General features: G+C 32.1%; 25 protein-coding genes. 19 read left to right on the top strand and 6 right to left on the bottom strand.

What is annotated here, in order from left to right; all coding sequences use genetic code 11:
* The first annotated feature begins 142 nt into the window (after nt 1–142).
* The 4 genes from HMPREF2737_RS00005 to HMPREF2737_RS00020 all read left to right on the top strand — a co-directional run bounded on the left by HMPREF2737_RS00005 (nt 143) and on the right by HMPREF2737_RS00020 (nt 3,531).
* Entirely contained in the window at nt 143–1,060 is a 918-nt protein-coding gene (locus HMPREF2737_RS00005) for an ABC transporter substrate-binding protein (protein WP_037549835.1), read from the top strand.
* A gap of 107 nt (nt 1,061–1,167) precedes the next feature.
* Nucleotides 1,168–2,115, top strand: a complete 948-nt coding sequence (locus HMPREF2737_RS00010) for a nucleoside hydrolase (RefSeq protein ID WP_037549833.1) — start codon at nt 1,168–1,170, stop codon at nt 2,113–2,115.
* 68 nt (nt 2,116–2,183) lie between these two features.
* Nucleotides 2,184–2,732, top strand: coding sequence for a biotin transporter BioY (locus HMPREF2737_RS00015; RefSeq protein WP_037549832.1), 549 nt, complete (start codon nt 2,184–2,186; stop codon nt 2,730–2,732).
* Nucleotides 2,733–2,766: 34 nt separating this feature from the next.
* The gene (locus HMPREF2737_RS00020; protein ID WP_037549830.1) at nt 2,767–3,531 is read left to right on the top strand and encodes a GNAT family N-acetyltransferase; all 765 of its coding nucleotides are present in this window, start codon (nt 2,767–2,769) and stop codon (nt 3,529–3,531) included.
* 35 nt (nt 3,532–3,566) lie between these two features.
* Here the strand turns inward: HMPREF2737_RS00020 and fdhD are convergent, their stop codons facing one another.
* Nucleotides 3,567–4,361, bottom strand: coding sequence for a formate dehydrogenase accessory sulfurtransferase FdhD (gene fdhD, locus HMPREF2737_RS00025; RefSeq protein ID WP_037549828.1), 795 nt, complete (start codon nt 4,359–4,361; stop codon nt 3,567–3,569).
* A 231-nt stretch (nt 4,362–4,592) separates the two neighbouring features.
* On the opposite strand from fdhD, the gene modA reads away from it, so the two are divergent.
* The 5 genes from modA (at nt 4,593) to HMPREF2737_RS00050 (ending at nt 8,411) form a co-directional block, all read left to right on the top strand.
* Nucleotides 4,593–5,387 (top strand): molybdate ABC transporter substrate-binding protein, encoded by a 795-nt coding sequence (gene modA / locus HMPREF2737_RS00030; protein ID WP_037549825.1) that lies wholly within the window; start codon nt 4,593–4,595, stop codon nt 5,385–5,387.
* A gap of 12 nt (nt 5,388–5,399) precedes the next feature.
* Nucleotides 5,400–6,071 carry a molybdate ABC transporter permease subunit gene (gene modB / locus HMPREF2737_RS00035; RefSeq protein ID WP_037549822.1) on the top strand — a complete coding sequence of 224 codons (672 nt, stop codon included), beginning with the start codon at nt 5,400–5,402 and terminating at the stop codon, nt 6,069–6,071.
* Complete coding sequence (locus tag HMPREF2737_RS00040; RefSeq protein ID WP_037549819.1) at nt 6,072–6,677, top strand: ATP-binding cassette domain-containing protein; 606 nt, start codon at nt 6,072–6,074, stop codon at nt 6,675–6,677.
* A gap of 211 nt (nt 6,678–6,888) precedes the next feature.
* Nucleotides 6,889–7,893 (top strand): ThiF family adenylyltransferase, encoded by a 1,005-nt coding sequence (locus HMPREF2737_RS00045; RefSeq protein WP_037549816.1) that lies wholly within the window; start codon nt 6,889–6,891, stop codon nt 7,891–7,893.
* Nucleotides 7,894–7,904: 11 nt separating this feature from the next.
* Nucleotides 7,905–8,411 carry a MogA/MoaB family molybdenum cofactor biosynthesis protein gene (locus HMPREF2737_RS00050; RefSeq protein WP_037549813.1) on the top strand — a complete coding sequence of 169 codons (507 nt, stop codon included), beginning with the start codon at nt 7,905–7,907 and terminating at the stop codon, nt 8,409–8,411.
* Nucleotides 8,412–8,518: 107 nt separating this feature from the next.
* On the opposite strand, the gene moaC is transcribed toward HMPREF2737_RS00050, so the two are convergent.
* Nucleotides 8,519–9,001 carry a cyclic pyranopterin monophosphate synthase MoaC gene (moaC, locus tag HMPREF2737_RS00055; RefSeq protein ID WP_037549809.1) on the bottom strand — a complete coding sequence of 161 codons (483 nt, stop codon included), beginning with the start codon at nt 8,999–9,001 and terminating at the stop codon, nt 8,519–8,521.
* Between the two features lie 62 nt (nt 9,002–9,063).
* On the opposite strand from moaC, the gene glp reads away from it, so the two are divergent.
* The 7 genes from glp (at nt 9,064) to HMPREF2737_RS00090 (ending at nt 13,783) form a co-directional block, all read left to right on the top strand.
* Complete coding sequence (gene glp, locus HMPREF2737_RS00060) at nt 9,064–10,323, top strand: molybdopterin molybdotransferase MoeA (RefSeq protein ID WP_037549806.1); 1,260 nt, start codon at nt 9,064–9,066, stop codon at nt 10,321–10,323.
* Entirely contained in the window at nt 10,320–10,790 is a 471-nt protein-coding gene (mobB, locus tag HMPREF2737_RS00065) for a molybdopterin-guanine dinucleotide biosynthesis protein B (protein WP_037549803.1), read from the top strand. The genes glp and mobB overlap by 4 nt, the downstream gene beginning before the upstream one ends.
* Before the next feature lie 6 nt (nt 10,791–10,796).
* Nucleotides 10,797–11,246 (top strand): molybdenum cofactor biosynthesis protein MoaE, encoded by a 450-nt coding sequence (locus HMPREF2737_RS00070; RefSeq protein ID WP_037549800.1) that lies wholly within the window; start codon nt 10,797–10,799, stop codon nt 11,244–11,246.
* 1 nt (nt 11,247) lies between these two features.
* Nucleotides 11,248–11,481: a molybdopterin converting factor subunit 1 gene (moaD, locus tag HMPREF2737_RS00075; RefSeq protein WP_037549797.1), complete on the top strand. Its 234-nt coding sequence runs from the start codon at nt 11,248–11,250 to the stop codon at nt 11,479–11,481.
* A gap of 6 nt (nt 11,482–11,487) precedes the next feature.
* The gene (mobA, locus tag HMPREF2737_RS00080) at nt 11,488–12,093 is read left to right on the top strand and encodes a molybdenum cofactor guanylyltransferase MobA (RefSeq protein WP_037549794.1); all 606 of its coding nucleotides are present in this window, start codon (nt 11,488–11,490) and stop codon (nt 12,091–12,093) included.
* Between the two features lie 12 nt (nt 12,094–12,105).
* Nucleotides 12,106–13,128 (top strand): GTP 3',8-cyclase MoaA, encoded by a 1,023-nt coding sequence (moaA, locus tag HMPREF2737_RS00085; RefSeq protein WP_037549791.1) that lies wholly within the window; start codon nt 12,106–12,108, stop codon nt 13,126–13,128.
* A gap of 301 nt (nt 13,129–13,429) precedes the next feature.
* Nucleotides 13,430–13,783 (top strand): SarA family transcriptional regulator, encoded by a 354-nt coding sequence (locus HMPREF2737_RS00090; RefSeq protein WP_011275108.1) that lies wholly within the window; start codon nt 13,430–13,432, stop codon nt 13,781–13,783.
* Between the two features lie 55 nt (nt 13,784–13,838).
* Here the strand turns inward: HMPREF2737_RS00090 and HMPREF2737_RS00095 are convergent, their stop codons facing one another.
* Both HMPREF2737_RS00095 and HMPREF2737_RS00100 read right to left on the bottom strand, forming a co-directional pair.
* A complete protein-coding gene (locus HMPREF2737_RS00095) occupies nt 13,839–15,044 on the bottom strand; it encodes an MFS transporter (protein ID WP_037549788.1) in 1,206 nt (401 codons plus the stop codon).
* Complete coding sequence (locus HMPREF2737_RS00100) at nt 15,041–15,478, bottom strand: MarR family winged helix-turn-helix transcriptional regulator (protein WP_037549785.1); 438 nt, start codon at nt 15,476–15,478, stop codon at nt 15,041–15,043. The genes HMPREF2737_RS00095 and HMPREF2737_RS00100 overlap by 4 nt, the downstream gene beginning before the upstream one ends.
* Nucleotides 15,479–15,654: 176 nt before the next feature.
* On the opposite strand from HMPREF2737_RS00100, the gene HMPREF2737_RS00105 reads away from it, so the two are divergent.
* The 3 genes from HMPREF2737_RS00105 (at nt 15,655) to HMPREF2737_RS00115 (ending at nt 21,408) form a co-directional block, all read left to right on the top strand.
* Nucleotides 15,655–16,416: a VOC family protein gene (locus HMPREF2737_RS00105; protein WP_037549779.1), complete on the top strand. Its 762-nt coding sequence runs from the start codon at nt 15,655–15,657 to the stop codon at nt 16,414–16,416.
* A gap of 411 nt (nt 16,417–16,827) precedes the next feature.
* On the top strand, nt 16,828–18,087 hold the full coding sequence (locus HMPREF2737_RS00110; protein WP_037549775.1) for a lipid II:glycine glycyltransferase FemX: 1,260 nt from the start codon (nt 16,828–16,830) through the stop codon (nt 18,085–18,087).
* A gap of 138 nt (nt 18,088–18,225) precedes the next feature.
* Entirely contained in the window at nt 18,226–21,408 is a 3,183-nt protein-coding gene (locus tag HMPREF2737_RS00115) for an efflux RND transporter permease subunit (protein WP_037549772.1), read from the top strand.
* 78 nt (nt 21,409–21,486) lie between these two features.
* On the opposite strand, the gene mspA is transcribed toward HMPREF2737_RS00115, so the two are convergent.
* Both mspA and HMPREF2737_RS11380 read right to left on the bottom strand, forming a co-directional pair.
* The gene (gene mspA / locus HMPREF2737_RS00120) at nt 21,487–21,804 is read right to left on the bottom strand and encodes a membrane stabilizing protein MspA (RefSeq protein ID WP_037549770.1); all 318 of its coding nucleotides are present in this window, start codon (nt 21,802–21,804) and stop codon (nt 21,487–21,489) included.
* Nucleotides 21,805–21,949: 145 nt separating this feature from the next.
* Complete coding sequence (locus HMPREF2737_RS11380) at nt 21,950–22,117, bottom strand: SE1832 family protein (protein ID WP_141745565.1); 168 nt, start codon at nt 22,115–22,117, stop codon at nt 21,950–21,952.
* Nucleotides 22,118–22,212: the final 95 nt, after the last annotated feature.

Consider the following 22,212-nt stretch of genomic DNA (forward strand, 5'->3'; position numbering starts at 1 on the left):
AATGATAAAGTAGGCTGAGACATTTTATTTTGTCTCAGCCTCTTTTTAATTTCACAAATTATTAAAATTTTTATTGTAAATAAAGAGGGAGTAGGATATAATTTTTGGTGAAATTGATAATCGTTTTCAATAGGAGGATGTTATGAAAAAGTTAATTTTACCTTTACTTGTTCTAATCATCGTTTTAGCTGCATGTGGTAATAATGGTGGTTCAGGTAAATCCGATTCAAAAGAAGAAACAAAATCATATAAATTAGATAGTGGGAAAACTATAAAAATCCCTAAAGATCCTAAACGTATTGCGGTAGTAGCACCTACTTTTGCGGGTGGTTTACATAAATTAGGCGCAAATATTGTTGCAGTAAATAATCAAGTTGATCAAAGTCCAATTTTAAAAAATAAATTTAAAGACACGACTAAAATTGGTGAAGCTGACGTTGAGAAAGTTGCTAAGAAAAAACCTGATTTAATTATTGCTTACTCTACTGATAAAAACATTAAAAAATATCAAAAAATTGCCCCAACAATTGTAGTTGATTATGGAAAACATAAATATTTAGAACAACAAGAAATGCTAGGTAAGATTATGGGTAAAGAAGACGAAGTTAAAAAATGGGAAGACAAATGGAAGAAACAAACTGAAAAAGATGGAAAAGAAATCAAAGATGCGATTGGTAAAGATTCAACAGTTTCTATCTTAGATGAATTTGATAAAAAAGTTTACACTTACGGCGACAACTGGGGGCGTGGTGGCGAAGTATTATATCAAGCCTTTGATTTAAAAATGTCTAAAGGACAACAAGATTTAGTTAAGAAAGAAGGTTGGGCTGAAGTAAGCCAAGAAAAAATTGAAGACGTAGCTGGTGATTATATCGTATCAACTGGTGAAGGTAAATCTAAACCAAGTTATGAAACAACTAATATATGGAAAAATTTACCTGCAGTGAAAAATAATAATGTTATTGAAGTTAAAGCTGAAACATACTGGTATAATGACCCTTATACGCTTGACTTTATGAGAAAAGATTTAAAAGACAAGTTACTTAAAGCTAGTAAATAATAAAATATAAAAACTATAATCAATTATTTATGATATTTAAGCTATGATTACATATAATGTAGTCGTAGCTTTTTTAAATTTACAAATGTATGTAAGGAGGAATCTTTTTGCGTAAAGTATATTTTAATCACGATGGTGGAGTAGATGATTTAATATCTTTGTTTTTATTATTACAAATGGATGATATCGAATTAGTAGGTGTTAGTACTATAGGAGCAGATTGTTATTTAGAACCTTCAGTCAGCGCTTCATGTAAAATTATAAATCGATTTTCTAATAATTCTTTACAGGTTGCGCCGTCCTATGAACGTGGGGCTAATCCTTTTCCAAAAGAATGGAGAATGCATGCATTCTTTATGGATGCGTTACCCATATTAAATGAATCAACTACCAATGAACAGTCTACCATCAGTGATATAGAAGCGTATGAGGACATTATGAGAGTATTAAGTCAATCAAGTGAACCTGTAACTTTACTATTTACTGGACCACTAACAGATTTGGCTAAAGCGCTTAAAATTGAACCTAGCATTCAAAATAATATTGAAAAATTAGTTTGGATGGGCGGAACGTTTCTCGAAAAAGGTAACGTAGAAGAGCCTGAACATGATGGTACAGCTGAGTGGAATGCGTTTTGGGATCCGGAGGCGGTTAAGACAGTATTTGATAGTGAAATAGCGATAGATATGGTAGCTTTAGAAAGCACCAATCAAGTTCCGTTAACATTAGACATTCGACAAATGTGGGCTGATGAACGTCAATATCCTGGTGTAGATTTTTTAGGAGTTAGCTATGCTGCAGTACCACCTTTGACACACTTTATTACAAATTCTACATACTTCTTATGGGATGTCTTAACCACTGCTTATATAGGGAAACCTGATTTAGTTCAATATAAATCATTGAATGTAGATGTAGAATTTAAAGGGCCTAGTCAAGGTCGTACATTTATTAAAGAAAGTGGGCGTTCTATCAAAGTTGTCACTGATGTTAAGCATGATGACTTCTTTAATTATATTACTGATTTAGCTAAAAAAGTAGATTCTCCTTCTTGAATGTAAACTTTTTATTTTATAAAGTTTACATTAGTGGTATAATCATTTTCGTAGAAGGAGGATACAACATGAATACAAGAAATTTAGTTTACACAGCTTTAATGACAGCAATTATTTGTGTTTTAGGATTGGTACCAGGAATCCCGCTTCCGATTATGCCAGTACCTATTGTTTTACAAAATATAGGCATATTTTTAGCAGGTATTATTCTAGGTAAAAAATATGGGACACTGAGTGTCATCGTCTTTTTACTATTAGCTGCTGCAGGTTTACCAGTTCTATCTGGTGGACGTGGAGGAATCGGAGTATTTGCGGGACCATCAGCCGGATTCATATTCTTATATCCAGTAGTTGCATTTGGTATAGGATTAGTGAGAGACCGATACTTTAATAAAATTAACTTTGCGATATTATTAGTCGCTACTTTAGTTATTGGTGTATTATTCTTAGATATCGTGGGTACGATTATTATGGGCTTCATTATAAATATCCATGCAAGCAAAGCATTCTTATTGTCATTTACATTTATACCTGGAGATATTATTAAAGCCATTATTGCAAGTTTAATTGGTGTAACACTTTTAAATCATTCACGCTTTAAAAGTTTGATACAATAAATTTATCAAGCTAATAGGGTGGGTGAATATTGGTATGTCAAATATATCAATACATAATATTGCGCAAGATGGGCATTTATATCATGAAGATAAGCAGAAAATTATTTATTTAACACCTTCAGAACCGCTTAAGTATGATACGAATAAGTGGTTTTATAAAGAAATGCCGACATTAGATCAGTGGTTCAAGGATATGACCTCTCAATATGAACTGCATCAAAAACAGGATTCAAATCACTTAGCGTTTACTTTTCCAGAGAATGAAAGATTAAGCCAGGAGTGGATAAATGCAATTAAAGATAGAGGTTTTCAATTAGGCATACTTGAATTCTATATTATAGAAGGAACTGAATTAACACAGTTAACTAGTAGAAATGATGTAGACATTAAAGAAGTTGATGAAAGCAATATAGAAGATTATTTGAATATCTATTATTCATTTGCATTGCCTTATGGTAAACCATTTGCTATTGAAAGTGTTAATAATGTAAGACAAACCATCCTACAAAAAAAAGACAATAAAAAACGATTAGTTGCTTATGTTGAAAATGAACCAGTAGGGACTGTTGATGTTATTATTACTGACGAAACTATTGAAATTGATAGTTTTGGTGTAATTGAGCAATTTCAAAGACAAGGTATTGGATCAACAATACAAGCATACATAGGTAACTTAGCAAATGAACGACCAGTTATACTTGTAGCTGATGGAGAAGACACAGCAAAAGATATGTATTTAAAACAAGGTTATACGTATCAAAGTTTTGTTTACCACATAGTTAAAGAAGAAGTTAATTAAATAAGCCACAGAGTAGTTTAAACTAATTATTCCAACTACTCTGTGGCTTTAATACGTTCAGGGTGACTATAAACATTAAAACTTCCATCTCTAATAAAGCCAATAGCAGTAATATTTAAATCGTTGGCTAATGTTATAGCTAAAGTCGTAGGTGCGGATTTAGATAATATAACGCCTACACCTATTTTAGCCGCCTTTAATAATATTTCAGATGAAATACGTCCACTAAAAATAAGCACCTTATTTCTTACAGGAATACGTCTTTCAAGACAAAAACCATATAGTTTATCTAGAGCATTATGGCGACCAATATCTTGTCTATGTTCGAAAAATTCATCACCATCGCTAATGGCGGCATTGTGCAACCCACCAGTTTGTTTAAATAATGTACTTGCAGTTTGTAATCCAGTCATCATATTGAGTACTTGTTTAGGAGTTAATGTTATTTTTGACATTGAGGTTTTAGCTATTGCCGCATCATTGTGAAAGTAAAATTCTCTACTTTTTCCGCAACAAGATGCAATCATGCGTTTAGTAGAGTATTCAAAGCGATCGCCTAAATCTTTAGTTAACTCTACATGTGCAAAGCCTTTGCTATCATCTATTTGTAATGATTTTATTTCTTCTTTTTTATAAATAGCTCCCTCTGAGGCTAAAAATCCAACTACAAGTTCTTCCATATGTGTCGGGCTACAAATAACCGTTGCGAATTCTGTACCGTTTACATTGATAGTCAATGGAAATTCTGTAACATAACTATCTGTTGTATTTATTAATTGTCCATCTTCATAGCGGATAATAGGTTGCCCCTGTAACACATCTTTGTTCATTTATATTTCTCCTTTAAGGATATGTAATTCTATATTAAAACTTTTAGTCACAATTTGAAAAGATTTAAATTACATATAAATAATTAATAGTATATTAAATGTATTTAATAATATGGATATTAGGTGAATTTTTATAATTTATACCTTTCAAAAGATTAAGAATAGCGTATAATTGAATGTATAAATTAAGAATAGCGTATAATTGAATGTATAAAAGGAAGGGATTAAGAAATGAATATTAAACATTTCATGTCAGTGATTGCTACTTTAGTAATTATTTTAGCAGGATGTTCAAATTCTGGTAGTAATGATAGTGGCAATAAATCATCTGATTCTAGTAAAAAAGATAATGACAAAAAACAAGAATTACAAATTTCGGCAGCAGCGAGCTTAGGTGATGTTAGTAAAGCATTAGAAAAAGAATTTAAAAAAGATCATAAAAATGTTGATGTAAGCTTTAACTATGGTGGTTCAGGTGCATTAAGACAACAGATCGAAAAAGGTGCTCCAGCTGACGTATTTATGTCTGCAAATACTAAAGATGTTGATATGTTAAAAGACAAAGACAAAGCACACGATATATATAAATACGCTCATAACAAACTTGTCTTAGTTGGAGATAAAAATAGCGATAAATCATCAGTTAAAGATTTAAAAGATAATGAAAAATTAGCGATTGGTGAAGTTAAAACAGTTCCAGCAGGTAAATATGCGAAACAATACATAGAAGATCAAGGTTTATACGGTGAAGTTAAAGATAATTTAGTTTACGCTAAAGATGTTAAACAAGTATTAAATTATGTTGAAAAAGGCAACGCTGAAATGGGCTTTGTTTATGAAACTGATTTATATACTGATAAAAAGAAAACAGATAAAGTAAACGAAATTAAAGAAGCTGAACTTAAAAAACCAATCACTTACGAAGCAGGTGCTACTTCAGATAAGAAACTTGCAAAAGAGTGGATGGACTTCTTAAAATCTAAAAAAGCAAAAGATATCTTGAAAGAATATTATTTTGAAATTTAGGAGGTAATAAGTATGCCTGACATTACACCTTTTTGGATTTCGATTCAAGTGGCTGTCATAAGTACCATTATTGTATCAGTACTAGGTATCTTTGTTTGCCGGTTGCTTTATAAAGGAAAAGGGCATCTTACTAAACTCCTTGAAAGTTTTATATTATTACCCATTGTTCTACCTCCTACGGTGCTAGGGTTTATTTTACTTATAATATTTTCTCCTAGAAGTGTTGTAGGACAATTTTTTGAAAACATACTACATCTTCCAGTAGTATTCACAATGACAGGTGCAGTAATTGCATCTGTCATTGTTAGTTTTCCGTTAATGTATCAACACACTATTCAAGGATTTAGAAGTATTAACCCGAAAATGCTAAATACTGCTCGCATCATGGGGGCAAGTGAGAATAAAATATTCTATCGTCTAATTTTACCGCTATCTAAACGATCAATTATAGCGGGTATAATGATGAGTTTTGCACGTGCAATAGGTGAATTCGGTGCAACATTAATGGTTGCAGGCTATATACCTAATAAAACTAACACGTTACCACTTGAAATTTATTTCTTAGTTGAACAAGGTAGAGAAAATCAAGCTTGGTTATGGGTGCTTGTGTTAGTCGCATTTTCAATTACGGTAATTGGTGTATTGAATTTTGCGAATAAAGATAAATATAGGGAGGTAGAGTAGATGTTAGAATTAAAGCTTCAATATCAATTAAAAAAGACATTTATTGATATTAACATTAACGATACAGTCCCTAAAATTTACGCAATCCGAGGGCCTTCTGGAATAGGTAAAACCACAGTGCTAAATATGATAGCAGGTTTAAGAACGCCAGATAAAGCCTATATCAAAGTCAATGACAGACTGATTACTGATACTGAGCATAAAGTCAATCTGAAAATACAAAATCGCAAAATTGGCTATTTATTCCAAGATTACCAATTGTTTCCTAATATGACAGTTTACAAAAATATAACTTTTATGTCTGAACCATCTGTCCATATAGATGATTTAATGGATCGTCTAAATATTCATCATCTAAAAGAGCAATATCCATCGACACTTTCTGGTGGAGAATCTCAACGTGTTGCTTTAGCTCGAACACTAAGTACAAAGCCAGACTTGATTTTATTAGATGAGCCATTTTCAAGTCTAGATGATGCAACGAGAGATGAAGGAATAAAGTTAATTAAACGTATTTTTAAAGAATGGAAAATACCAATCATCTTTGTCACACATTCTAATTTTGAAGCTGAAGTATTGGCTGATAAAATTATTAAGATAGGTTAATTAAAGATAGATTGGGATGAAAATTATAAAATTTTAGCGTTATAGCAGATTTATGGTTATTATCTAAGTTAACAAGTTGCTTATAATAGACTATTATTAAATCTAGTCAACATTGCGGGTGTGGCCGATGAATTCATATTGAATTCTGTACCACTCCCGCTTTGTTCGATATAATGATAGAAATGGATATTAACTAGAGAGGGCAATGAAAATGACGAGTGAACGTTATTCTAGACAAACTTTGTTTAAAGGAATAGGACACGAAGGACAACAGAAAATTAGTCAAAAACATGTACTCATTGTTGGTATGGGAGCGTTAGGAACCCATGTTGCTGAGGGTCTCGTTCGTGCGGGAATCAAAACACTTTCAATTGTAGATAGAGATTATATTGAATTTAGCAATTTACAACGACAAACATTATTTACTGAAGAAGATGCTAATACAATGTTGCCTAAAGTTGTAGCAGCGGAACGCCATTTAAAAGCATTGCGCCATGACTTGAAACTAAAAACTTTTATTACACATGTCGATTATTATTTTTTAGATAAGTATGCTAAACATGTAGATCTTATTATTGATGCGACAGATAATTTTGAAACAAGACAATTAATTAATGACTTTTCTTTTAAAGAGAATATACCTTGGATATATGGTGGTGTCGTGCAGAGTACTTATATAGAAGTAGCATTTGTTCCAGGAGAGACACCTTGTTTCAACTGTTTAATGCCTCAACTACCAGCAATTAATTTAACTTGTGACACTGTAGGTGTTATACAACCTGCTGTTACGATGACTACAAGTTTTCAATTGCGAGATGCCTTTAAATTATTAACTGAGCAATCAGTGCCTACTAAATTAACTTATGGAGATATATGGGATGGTCAACATTTTACATTTGGTTTTAGCCGTATGTTTAGAAAAGAGTGTCCAACATGTGGTTCAAATCCTTCCTTTCCTTATTTAAATAAACAGCATACATTATATGCAACGTTATGTGGTAGAGATACAGTACAATATGAGAATGATAAAATTTCCCAGGAAATGGTACGTGAATTTCTTAAGCAACATCACCTTAATTATCGAGAAAACAAATATATGATAATGTTTGAATATAAAGGGCATCGAATTGTTAGTTTTGAGGGTGGACGAATGCTTATACATGGTACAACGAAGACGTTAGATGCCATTCATTTAATCAATCAATTATTCGGATAGGAGTGGAATTAATGCATGAACATGATCACGCGAAAGTAGATAGAATGATTCAATGTGCAGTTTTAACTGTATCTGATACTAGGAATAAAGAGACGGATAAAGGTGGTCAACTTGTACAAACTTTAATACAAGATATCAATGTCGAAGTATTAAATTCAAACTATGCTATTGTCAAAGATGATAAAGTAGCTATTCAATCTCAAATTGAACAGTGGTTGGCATCTGATATTGATGTCATAATTACAACTGGTGGAACTGGCATTGCACAAAGAGATGTTACGATAGAAGCGGTTAAGCCACTTTTGGATAAAGAAATCGAAGGTTTTGGAGAATTATTCAGATATTTAAGTTACACAGAGGATGTCGGAACTAAAGCATTGTTATCAAGAGCAGTAGCTGGTTCAGTGAAGAACAAATTAATTTATACTCTGCCAGGATCTACTGGAGCTGTGAAATTGGCTATTGAAAAGTTAATCAAGCCAGAATTAAACCATATGTTGCATGAATTGAATAAATAAAAAAATAGTCATGGATTTAAACTTAAATGATAGGTTTCCCTAATTGAAGTTTTGCATCCATGACTTTATTATTTAAATTGAAACATTATATGAGCGCTCGAAATAACTTAACGACGATAGTCACCAGATTTGCCACCTGATTTTGATTCAAGGTAAGTCTCACCGATAATCATACCTTTATCGACAGCCTTGGTCATATCGTAAACAGTTAAAGCAGTTGCAGAAGCGGCTGTTAATGCCTCCATCTCAACGCCTGTTTTTCCTGTAGTGGAGACAATAGCCGTGATATTTAATGTGTATGTAGTATTATCATTAATTTGCCAGTTATATTGAACATCTATACCTGTTAAAGGTAGAGGGTGACACATAGGTATAATCGTCGATGTGTTTTTAGCTGCCATAATACCAGCAATTTGTGCAGTGTTAAGTACATTGCCTTTTTTATTAGTATTATCTATAATTTGTTGATAAATTGTTTCGTTAACAGTAATGCTAGAATGAGCTTGAGCAGTACGTTTAGTAATATTTTTATTTGATACATCTACCATTTTAGCATTACCTTGTTCATTGATATGAGTGAATTTTGACATAATAACCCTCCTGATAGGGTTAGTATATCATGATTTTAAATTATAATTTGGAGATGATAAGTATGTCAGTTGAAAAAAGGAACCCAATACCAGTTAAAGAAGCGATAAATCGTGTTGTTCAACAAGATATATATTTGAATACTACAGAAGTGATGTTAGAAGATAGCCTAGGATATGTACTTGCGGAGGATATTGTTGCAACTTATGATATTCCTCGTTTTAATAAATCACCTTATGACGGGTTTGCTATTCGAAGTAAAGATTCTGCTGGTGCATACTCAGAAAATCGTAAACAATTTAAAGTGATTGATCATATAGGCGCAGGTTCAGTTTCAGATAAAATACTAGGTCAAAATGAAGCAGTACGTATTATGACAGGAGCCCAAATTCCAGAAGGTGCAGATGCAGTAGTCATGTTTGAACAAACAGTTGAGGATGGAGATACGTTTACAATACGTAAGTCATTTGAAGCAAATGAAAATGTATCTCTTAAGGGTGAAGAAACAACAACAGGTGATATTGTCTTGAAAAAAGGTCAAATCATTAATCCAGGTGCAATAGCCGTTCTAGCAACATATGGTTACTCTAAAGTTCCTGTGACACAACGCCCAAGTATTGCAGTCATTGCAACTGGTAGTGAGCTATTAGATGTGGATGATGAATTACAACCAGGTAAAATACGCAATTCAAATGGTCCAATGATCAAAGCACTATCTGAAAAAGCTGGATTAAACGTTGAAGCATATAAAATTCAACAAGATGATATGCAAAGTAGTATTTCAGTTGTCAAAGATGCCATGTCAAAACATGACATCGTAATTACTACGGGTGGCGTTTCTGTTGGAGATTTTGACTATCTACCTGAAATTTACAAAGCTGTAAATGCAGAGGTGTTATTTAATAAAGTTGCAATGAGACCAGGTAGTGTAACAACCGTAGCTGTTGCAAATGGGCAATATTTGTTTGGTTTATCAGGTAATCCATCAGCTTGTTTCACTGGATTTGAATTATTTGTCAAACCTGCGATTCAACATATGATGGGGGCAACTGCCTATTACCCTCAAGTTGTTAAAGCTACTTTAATGGAAGATTTTACTAAGGCGAATCCCTTTACTCGTTTTATTCGATCATCTGCTACATTTTCACAGAGTGGTGCGACAGTAGTGCCATCAGGATTTAATAAATCTGGTGCAGTAGTAGCAATTGCACATAGCAATTCAATGATTATGTTGCCAGGGGGCACTAGAGGATTTAAAGCAGGTCATACAGTTAATGTTATTTTAACTGAATCGAATGTCTATGAAACGGAAATGACACTATGATTTTGCAAATAGTTGGTTTTAAAAATTCAGGAAAAACAACCTTGATGCAACACACGATACAATTTTTAAAATCTTATGGTTACACAATAGCCACGATCAAGCATCATGGCCACATTGGTGATGATATAACGCTTCAAGAAGACAATGTAGATCATATGAAACATTTTAATGCTGGAGCAGATCAAAGTATTGTGCAAGGTGAACACTATCAACAAACTGTCACGCGTGCATATAAACAAAATCTTACTCAAATGATTGACCAATCTGTTACAATTGATTGTAATATCATTTTGGTTGAAGGGTTTAAAGATGAACATTTTGATAAAGTGGTCGTCTATCAGACTGCTGAAGAATTAGAACAGTTAAAGCAATTAACCGGTGTTAAATATTGTTATTATGTTCATGATAAACATGCGTTATCACAATATGATTATTGGATATTACAATGGATAGAGCAAAGGGATTGACATTAAATGAAACAATTTGAAATCGTTACTGAACCCATCCAAACAGAACAGTATCGAGAATTTACTATAAATGAACACCAAGGTGCTGTAGTTGTATTTACAGGACATGTAAGAGAATGGACTAAAGGTATTAAAACAGAATATTTAGAATACGAAGCATATGTACCTATGGCAGAGAAAAAATTAGCACAAATAGGCGATGAGATAGAAACGCGTTGGCCAGGGACGATTACAACAATTGTTCATCGCATTGGGCCACTTCAAATTTCAGATATAGCGGTGTTAATTGCAGTTTCATCACCCCATCGTAAAGACGCATATAGAGCTAACGAATATGCTATTGAACGTATCAAAGAAGTCGTTCCGATTTGGAAAAAGGAGATTTGGGAAGACGGTGCAGAGTGGCAAGGACATCAAAGAGGTAGCCACGATCTAGCTACTAAAGGAGAGAACTAAGATGAAGGTATTATACTTCGCTGAAATAAAAGAAATTTTGCAAACTGATAGTGAAACAATTGATATTAATGAAGTAATTAACATTGATGCTTTTAAACAATATCTGTTTGAAAGACATCCTTCAATTAAAACTAAAAAGTTTCAGGTTGCAGTAAATGAAGAATTTGTACAGGATGAGGATATCATACAACCAACAGACATTGTTGCATTGATTCCTCCAGTAAGTGGAGGTTAACGGGAAATGAAAGCAATTATTTTAGCAGGTGGTCATTCAGAACGTTTTGGTAAGGCAAAGGCATTTGCCGAAATAGATGGACAATTATTTTACCAACGAATTGTTCAAACCTTACAAGAGACTAATATGTTTAATGATATTATTATAAGCACCAATGATCAATTAGCTAATCAATTTAAACATGACAATGTTATTATAGATGACGCTAACAATAAAGATAAAGGTCCACTTGCTGGTATTTATACTGTAATGAAACAATACAACGATGAAAAACTGTTTTTTGTAATATCTGTTGATACCCCTATGGTAACAGGTAAGGCTATTAGTGCTTTATACCAATTTTTAGTATCAAGACTCATAGAAGATCAAATTGATATAGCTGCTTATTCTGAACATGATCGAGTTATACCAACTATAGCCTTTTATCATCCAAATTGTATAAACGTTATGGATGAAGCTTTAGCTTCGAATGACTACAGTTTACGACATGTTTATAATAATGTGACGACGGAATGTTTAGATGTTACTAACATACAATCACCTGAATATTGGTATAAGAATATCAACTATCAAGAAGATTTAGATGACTTGAAACAACAGATAAATCATTAAGGGGGTCCATTTATGGTTGCACAAATCAAAGATAAATTAGGTCGACCCATTCGCGATTTACGTATCTCAGTAACAGACCGTTGCAATTTTAGATGTGACTATTGCATGCCTAAAGAAATCTTCGGTGATGACTATGTATTCCTACCTAAAGATGAGTTATTAACGTTTGAAGAAATGGTTAGAATCGCGAAAGTGTATGCAGAACTTGGTGTGAAGAAGTTACGTATAACTGGTGGCGAACCACTACTTAGACGAAATTTATATCAACTTATAGCTGAGTTAAATCAAATTGATGGTATTGAAGATATCGGTATGACCACTAATGGTCTATTATTAAAAAAACATGGACAAAAATTATACGATGCCGGTTTGCGTCGCATTAATGTTAGTTTAGATGCCATAGATAATGAAGTGTTCCAAGCGATAAATAATCGCAATATCAAAGCAACTACCATTTTAGAGCAAATTGATTACGCCGTTTCTATTGGTTTCCATGTTAAAGTAAACGTTGTCATTCAAAAAGGTATTAATGATGATCAAATTATTCCAATGGTAGATTACTTTAAAGAGAAGAATATTGAAATCAGATTTATCGAGTTCATGGATGTAGGTAATGATAATGGGTGGGATTTTAGTAAAGTTGTAACTAAAAATGAGATGCTAGATATGATTGAGTCTCATTTTGATATTGAACCAGTACCCCCAAAATATTTCGGAGAAGTAGCGAAGTACTATAAGCACAAAGATAGTGGCGCTAAATTTGGTTTAATTACAAGTGTGTCAGCATCATTTTGTTCTACTTGCACGAGAGCACGATTATCATCTGATGGTAAATTTTATGGATGTTTATTCAGTACTGTTGAGGGCTTTAATATTAAATCATTTATACGATCAGGCGTAACTGATGACGAATTAAGAGAACAACTTATAAGCTTGTGGAATGTTCGAGATGATCGTTATTCAGATGAACGTACAGAACAAACGGTTAAAAATAGACAACGCAAAAAAATTAATATGAACTACATCGGTGGTTAGATATACTTCTCTAGCAATGGTTTACGACTATTGCTAGAGTTTTTTATTTTTGGAAAATATATTCAATTAATAGTTTAAATTTAAAGTAAATCATTATTGAATGTAATACCTATGATTAAAGAATATGATTATCATAATAGCATTGAGTATATGAATAACTGAATTTGTATTAAATATTAATCGGAAAATAAATAAAATTTGTAATAGATTAAATTGTGTATATGTTATATAATTTTATTAAGGAAATTCAATTTATAAAGCTATAACTACATCTTAGAATCTACATTGGAGGGCTTTAATTATGACAACAGAAAAAGTACAACGTTTTATTGCAGCAGAAAGAGAATTAAGCCAGTTGAAACATTGGTTAAAATCATCGTACAAAATCTCAATAGAGGAATTTGTAGTGTTATTTAAAGTTTATGAAGGTAAGAAAATTAGTGGTAAGGAGTTACGTGACACATTACATTTCGAGATGTTGTGGGATACAAGTAAAATAGATGTAATAATACGTAAAATTTATAAGAAAGAACTTATTTCTAAATTACGATCTGAAACTGATGAACGACAAGTATTTTATTTCTTTAATGCAACGCAACAGAAATTACTTGATAAAATGAAATCTGAAATTGAAGCAATTAGTATTGCTAATTAATAGATTATAAAAAGCGCTGGGAAATATTGACATATTTTCTAGCGCTTTCTAGATATTAATTTAATTGTGTTTTTACTTTTCTTCCATGAACAATAAAGTAAAGTACGGTGCTAAGTGCAGCGACGATAGCCATTATGATATAAACTTCTGTATAACTAATGAAACCTGTGAATAAGCCTAATAAAGATGGACCAAATCCTATACCTATATCTAGACCAATAAAGTAAGTTGAAGTTGCAATCCCATATTTATTAGTAGGGGACACTTTAATGGCAATAGCCTGCATAGATGATGATAAATTACCATAACCAATACCTAAGAAGACACCAGCTAGTAATAACATCCATCCACTATAACTGAATACTAATACTACAAAAGTAATGATAAGTGCGATAAATGCAGGATAAACGACAACATTTTCAGTACGTGCATCAATCATTTGACCTGCAATTGGACGTGTAATTAAAGAAGCGATCGCGTAACAAATAAAGAAGTAACTAGATGCTTCTAATAAATGACGTTGTTCAGCAAAAAATTTCAAGAAAGTCAGTATAGAAGCATAGTTCAGTGCAATAATCATCATAACTATTGATACTGGTACTGCTTCTTTTGCAATGAAGTTGTGTATATTAAAGCCTGATGCTTTAGCAATTTTAGCATCTGTTTTATTAAGAACAGCATCAAAATCAATTTTAATAAATAGTGAAATTATTAAACTGATCACACCTAAAACTACACATATAGCAAATAGTAAATTGATAGAGAATGATTTTAATAATAAGATACCGAAGAATGGGCCTATAGCTGTACCAAGTACTAAACTAAGTGAAAATAGACTAATACCTTCGCTCTTACGCTCAACAGGTGTGACATGTGCTGCAATAGTACCAGTTGCAGTAGTAGCTATAGCAGTCGCAATCCCGTTAATTAGACGTACGAACATTAAGAATGTGATTGATCCAGGGATGAAGTAAAGTAATTGTGTAATCACAAGCAATAATAATCCAGTAATTAATATTTTTTTGGGACCAAATTTATTTACATATTTACCAGTTCCAAATCTACCTATTAAAGAACCGATAATAAATAATCCTACTACTAATCCAGCTAAACTATCTGAGGCGTGATAAGTAGTCTTACAATAATCAGCAATAATTACTAATAAAAGATACATACATAAATAAACGAAAAAATTGATTGAGAAATTGACTGTAAAACTTTTCGTGAAAATAGGCTGCTTTACATTCGTATTCTGAGTCATTCTGATTCCTCCTCTAAGAATGCATGATGAAGTTTGTTCATTACTGAAATAACATTTTCAAGTTCTACGTCAGATAATCCAGCATTTTTAATAAGCTCACGCTGAACTGGTAATATCTTACGATAAACGTCTTCATATAATATTTGACCTTTATCAGAGAGACTTAGTAACTTCTCACGTTTATCTTCCTTACTTGTTTCTACAATTAATAACTCTTTATCATATAACACTTTAATAATTTTACGTGTAGTGGGTTTTTCTATAAAACGACGTTTAGAAATATGAACTAAGGTCGTTGGAGAGGTACTGGCAATATCTCTTAAGATCAACCATTGACCAGGATGTAAATCAAATTGGTCGAGTATCGATTGCGTTCGTTTCATATATGGTCGGTATAAACCGATGAAACTGTTAAAAAATTCATTTGTTAACATAATAGACTCCTTCCAATAAGTTAGCTTTGCTAACTATTTTGAGACGAAAAATATTATATGACGTTTTTTTAAAAAATGCAATACTAAATCAATAAGTTATGTGAATAAAAGAAGTAATCATACAAGAAGTTTGATAAGATAGATGCAAGTCGAACAATTAAAGGGGAATACGATCAATGGAACTCAGATTTGACCATATTATTCATTATGTAGACAATCTTAAAAATTTTAAATATCCAGGAGAAATTCTGAAAATTAGTTCTGGTGGCAAACATCACAAATTTGGAACATTCAATCGTTTATCATATATTAATGAAAATTACATAGAATTGATAGATGTAGAAGATAAAGAAAAATTAAATAAAGAGGCTAAAACAGAAGAAGGTCGTGTTGCTTTTGCGACTAAAATCGTTCAAGATCACTACAAACAAGGGTTTAAAACAATAGCATTAAGAACATCAAATATTGAATTAATAAAACAATCTTTAGAAGAACGCAACATTGATGCGATTGGACCAGTCGAAATGCATAGAGAGAATAAAAAAGGTGATAAAGTAAATTGGAAATTACTTTACATTGCAGACCCTGATTACATGGTAAAGCCTCCATTTTTCATAGAATGGGAGGAAAGGGAAGAAGTGCACAATCAGAAATTAGACCCTCTTTTCCAAAAACAATTTAAAATCCATAAAATAATTATTGATAGTGAAAAACGCTCTAAAACACTATCTAAATGGAAAAAATGGTTCGATGTGACTATCCTTGAAGAAGGAGATAATTATACAGATGTACAATTAACGGTAGACCATATTATTTACCGTATTCAAGATGGTAAAACGTCAGGCTATAACACGATTATATTTAAAGATACAGAAACAACTGCACCATACTCAATTATTACGAAAGGTGCAAAATATCGATTCGAGCCTGAAGATTAGTATAGATAAATATAAGTACTATGGGCGATTAGTGACATATGAACGATTGAAAGTATTAGAGATAATATGCTGAGATATGTAGTTACTTTAGACTTCCTTAAAAGCGAGAAAAAGATAGTTAAGACGAATGACAGTCCAACGAACATTACTCTTAAACTAAAATATGAAACTGTTAAAGGTTGAGTCATAGTGACAACAATAGCTATCGCGTTAAACAAAATAAATAGTATTAATAATAAATATCGCATGTTAAACCTCTTTTTAAAGACTAATTTAAAATTTTAAGTTTATATATTATATCAAAAATTTAAAACTAGAAATAATATTTTAATTGCACGGCGAGTTTGTCGACACTCAAAACATGACATTGTATAATTATAATTAATGTAAAGAAAAAGGAGTTTTTATAGCATGGAAAAGATGAATATCACTAACCAAGAGCATGATGCGTTTGTGAAAGCTCATCCTAATGGTGATTTATTACAGTTAACAAAATGGGCAGAAACTAAACGCCTAACAGGATGGTATTCAAAGCGTGTGGCAGTGGGCGAAGATGGTGAGATTAAAGGTGTAGGTCAATTATTATTTAAAAAGATACCTAAACTACCATTCACGCTATGTTACGTTTCTCGTGGTTTCGTAACGGATTATAGTGATAAAGCTGCATTGGAACAGTTATTAGAAGAAACTAAAAAAGTAGCTAAAGCAGAAAAAGCCTATGCTATTAAAATTGATCCAGATGTAGAAGTTGATAAAGGCATAGATGCACTTAAAAATTTAAATGCGCTAGGTTTCAAACATAAAGGTTTCAAAGAAGGGTTGTCTAAAGACTATATTCAACCACGTATGACAATGATTACGCCAATTGATAAATCAGATGAGGAAATATTCCAAAGTTTTGAGCGCCGTAATCGTTCTAAAGTAAGACTCTCATTGAAACGTGGTACTAAAGTTGAACGTTCAAATCGAGAAGGGCTTAAAAATTTCGCTGAATTAATGAAAATAACAGGAGAACGTGACGGCTTTTTAACACGTGATTTAAGCTATTTCCAAAATATTTATGATTCACTTCATGAAGATGGCGATGCTGAATTATTCCTTGTGAAATTAGAACCAAAACCTGTCTTAGATGATATTGATAATGAACTTGAGGAACTTGAAAACGAAAAAACACAACTTCAAAATAAATATGAGAGAAAGCAAAGTAACAAGACTAAAAATAAATTAAACGATGTCGAAGCTAAAATTCAAAAATCTATTGAAAGAAAAGACGACATGACTGACTTATTAGCAAAACATCCTAATGGAATTTATTTATCTGGTGCATTGTTAATGTTTGCAGGATCTAAATCATATTATTTATATGGTGCTTCATCGAATGATTACCGTGACTTCTTGCCTAACCATCATATGCAATATGAGATGATGAAGTTTGCGCGTGAACATGGCTCTAAAACATATGATTTTGGTGGAACTGATAATAATCCAGATAAAGACTCTGAACACTACGGTTTATGGGCATTCAAACGTGTCTGGGGCACTTATTTAAGTGAAAAGATAGGCGAATTTGACTATGTATTAAATCAACCCCTTTATCAATTAATTGAACAAGTTAAACCGCGATTAACAAAAGCTAAAATTAAAATTTCTCGTAAATTAAAAGGCAAATAGTCATTAACGATTAAATTTAAATCTGAACGATTCCACAATAATCATTGTGACGTTCAGATTTTTTTAGGATAATAGGAATGATTAAAAAATAAAAAAATTATAGCTTTTTAAAAGAAAAAGAATGGGGGAAGTAAATAAGTGATAAAGAAGATGTTAACGTTCTCGTTGGGAAATAAATTCGCAATTTTCTTAATGGTTGTTTTAGTAATTTTAGGAGGCGTATATTCTAGTGCTAAATTAAAATTAGAATTACTTCCAGATGTCGAAAATCCAGTTATATCTGTACAAACAACAATGCCAGGTGCTACACCTCAAACAACCCAAGATGAGATTAGTTCTAAAATTGATAACCAAGTACGATCTCTAGCATATGTTAAAAGTGTAGAGACACAGTCGATACAAAATGCATCAATTGTAACTGTTGAATATAATAACGGTACAGACATGGATAAAGCTGAAGAAGTATTAAAGAAAGAAATAGATAAATTAGACTTTAAAGATGGGGTTAGTGAGCCAGAATTAACACGAAATTCTATGGATGCATTCCCAATTGTAGCTTATTCATTTACTAATAAAAATGATGACTTAAAAACCACAACAAAAGAAATCAATGACCAACTTATTCCTAAATTACAAACCGTTGATGGCGTTCAGAATGCTCAACTTAATGGTCAAACAACGAGACAAGTTACATTGAAATTTAAACAAAACAAATTAGATGAAGCGGGACTAACAGCTGATGACGTAGAAAATTACATAAAAACAGCAACTCGTGAAACACCTCTAGGATTATTTCAATTTGGAAAAAATGAAAAATCTTTAGTAGTTGATGGTCAATTTAAATCTGTTAAAGCACTCAAAGACTTAGAAATCCCATTAACAATAAGTGGCCAGAGTCAATCAGGCAGTAGTGATGATCAATCAAGTAGTGAGATGAGTAGTACTGGAGATAATACATCATCTTCAAGTTCTCAATCTCAAATGACTAATCAATCTCAAGCTTCAAGTGGAGAAATGCCTAGCGTCCCATTAAGTGATTTAGCAACAATAACTGTGGGAGATGAACGTGAGTCAATTTCTAAGACGAACGGTAAAGATGCAGTTAATGTACAAATTATGAAAGCACAAGATGCCAACACAGTTCAAGTTGCTAAAGAAGCTCAAAAGAAAATTGATGAATTTGTAAAAAATAATGATGACATAAAAGCTACGAAAACCATGGATACTGCTAAACCAATTGAAGATTCATTATATACAATGGTTGAAAAAGCAGCTTTAGGAACGATTGTCGCAATTATAGTTATCTTATTATTCTTGAGAAATATTAGAACAACGGCTATCTCAATTGTTTCCATTCCGCTTTCGATTTTAATGGCACTTATCGCATTAAAATTAAGTGATGTATCGCTAAACATTTTGACATTAGGTGCGTTAACAATTGCTATCGGTCGTGTGATAGATGACTCAATTGTTGTTGTAGAGAATATTTATCGAAGATTATCAGATCCTAAAGAAGAATTGTCTGGCAACAATTTAGTCATTAGTGCAACAAGAGAAGTATTTAAACCGATTTTATCTTCTACAATTGTTACTATAATCGTGTTCTTACCACTAGCATTTGTGTCAGGTTCAGTTGGTGAAATGTTTAGACCTTTCGCATTAGCAATTGCATTTAGTTTATTAGCATCTTTACTTGTATCCATTACTGTGGTGCCAGCATTGGCTTCTACATTTTTCAAAAAAGGTATTAAGTTAAAACGTAATTCACAACATCAGAATGATAGAGGACTAGGTGTTGTAAGCAAGAGTTATCGTGAAATTTTAAACTGGTCATTAAATCATAAATGGATTGTCTTAATTATTAGTGTCGTTATTCTAGTAGGAAGCATTGCGTTAGGTGGTGCAAAATTAGGTACAAGCTATATTTCAACAGGTGATGACAAGTTCTTAGCCGTAACCTATACACCTAAACCCGGTGAAACTGAAAAAGCTGTTTTAGATCATGCAAAGCAAGCACAAAAATATTTACAATCCAAGGATAAAGTAAAAACAGTTCAATATTCAGTGGGAGGTCCTTCACCAGCAGACCCAACTGGTAGTACGAATAGTATGGCTATTATGGTTGAATATGACAAAGATACACCTAACTTTGAAGAAGAGCCTGATAAAGTTATCTCCCATTTATCAAAAATGAATCAACCAGGTGAATGGAAAAATCAAGACATGGGAAATGGTTCTGGTAATGATTTAGTTGAAGTTACAGTCAAAGGGCCATCTACGAATGCAATTAAAGATACAGTTGCTAAAGTAGAGCAAAAGATGAAATCAGTAAACGGAATCACCAATGTAAAATCAGATTTATCGCAAACCTATGATCAATATGAAATTAAAGTAGATCAAAATAAAGCAACAGAGAAAGGTATTTCTGCAGGACAATTAGCATTAAATTTAAATGAGAATTTGCCTGAAAAGACGATTACTACAGTTAAAGAAAATGACAATAAAGTCGATGTTAAAGTAAAACAAAACAAGCAGACGGATTGGTCTCGAAATAAATTAAATAATATGGAATTAAAATCCCCAACAGGCGAAACGGTAAAACTTAAAGATATAGCCGAACTAGAACGTACAACTACGCCAAGTAAATTAGTTCAAGAAGATGGTGACTACGCAACAACTGTTTCCGGTAAAATTACTGATTCAGACGTAGGTGGTGTATCTAGTAAGGTAATGAAAAAAATCAATAATATAGATAAACCAGACAACGTTAAAATTAATGTGGGTGGTGCTACTGATGACATTAATCAAGCAATGACTCAATTGGCATTCGCCATGTTAGTCGCTATTGTTATCGTATATTTAGTATTAGTCATCACATTTAAAGGTGGCTTAGCACCTTTCACAATACTATTCTCACTACCATTTACTATTATTGGTGTCGTATTAGCATTATTGATTACAGGTGAAACAATATCTGTTCCAAGTTTAATTGGAATGTTAATGTTAATTGGTATCGTAGTAACCAATGCCATAGTGTTAATTGATCGTGTGATAACAAATGAACATGAAGGTATGCCAATGAAGGAGGCATTGTTAGAAGCGGGAAGCACTCGTATTAGACCAATACTTATGACTGCCATTGCAACAATTGGTGCATTATTGCCTTTATTATTTGGACAAGATAGTTCAATATTAATTTCAAAAGGTATGGCAGCAACTGTAATCGGAGGATTGATTTCATCTACACTACTTACATTAATTGTTGTTCCCGTAATTTACGAAATTCTCTTTACACTTAAAGGTAGGTTAACAAGAAAATAAAGAACAAAAGCCTGGGACATTAATCAATGTCTCAGGCTATAACTATATATTGACAGTAGTTGACTGAATTATACTAATTTAATACATGATAAAAGTTAAAATAACATAAATGATAAATAATATAACTGATAAAATATTTAAAATTGAAACAGCTTTAGTATCATGTTTCAATTCTTTGAATGCGGTAACTTCAACATTACCAACCAGTAATGCTAAAACAATAAATACCCACCAGTTTTCAGCAGGGAATTGTAGAGTTGTAACTGCTAATACAAACAGTAATAATACACCCATAATAATGCGTAAAATGCGAGTAATAATCGAATGCATTTTAAAAATGCTTATGTAACTAACGATGAGATATAAAATAGTCAATAATAATAAGTAAAGTTTCACTTGTTGTCTTCCTTTCTATAATGAACCTTAGACAAAATATAATTTTGATTCTATATAACAAATTCGAAGTAGCTGATTGAATTATTGAATAGAAATCATACTAGATTTACACAACTTTAATCATCTCATAAGATAGAAAAATTATTTATTTCTGACGTAACTTTGAACGTATCTCAGAGATTTGTAATTCAATATTTTCAAGTTGCTTAACGAGAGGGTCTATATTTTGATTTAAAGATTCCCGTTTCTCGAGGTCATTTTGTAAACGAACATAATCATACTTTAATTCATCTAATTTTGATTCTAAATTCATTAATCTTAAACCCCTTTAATTTCAAAATTTAACAATCACATTGAATTATATCATGAAACAATCCACTTCTAAAAATGAAGTAAATTATGTTAAAG

It is taken from the genome of Staphylococcus sp. HMSC069D12, from assembly GCF_001810405.1.
GTDB lineage: Bacteria > Bacillota > Bacilli > Staphylococcales > Staphylococcaceae > Staphylococcus > Staphylococcus haemolyticus.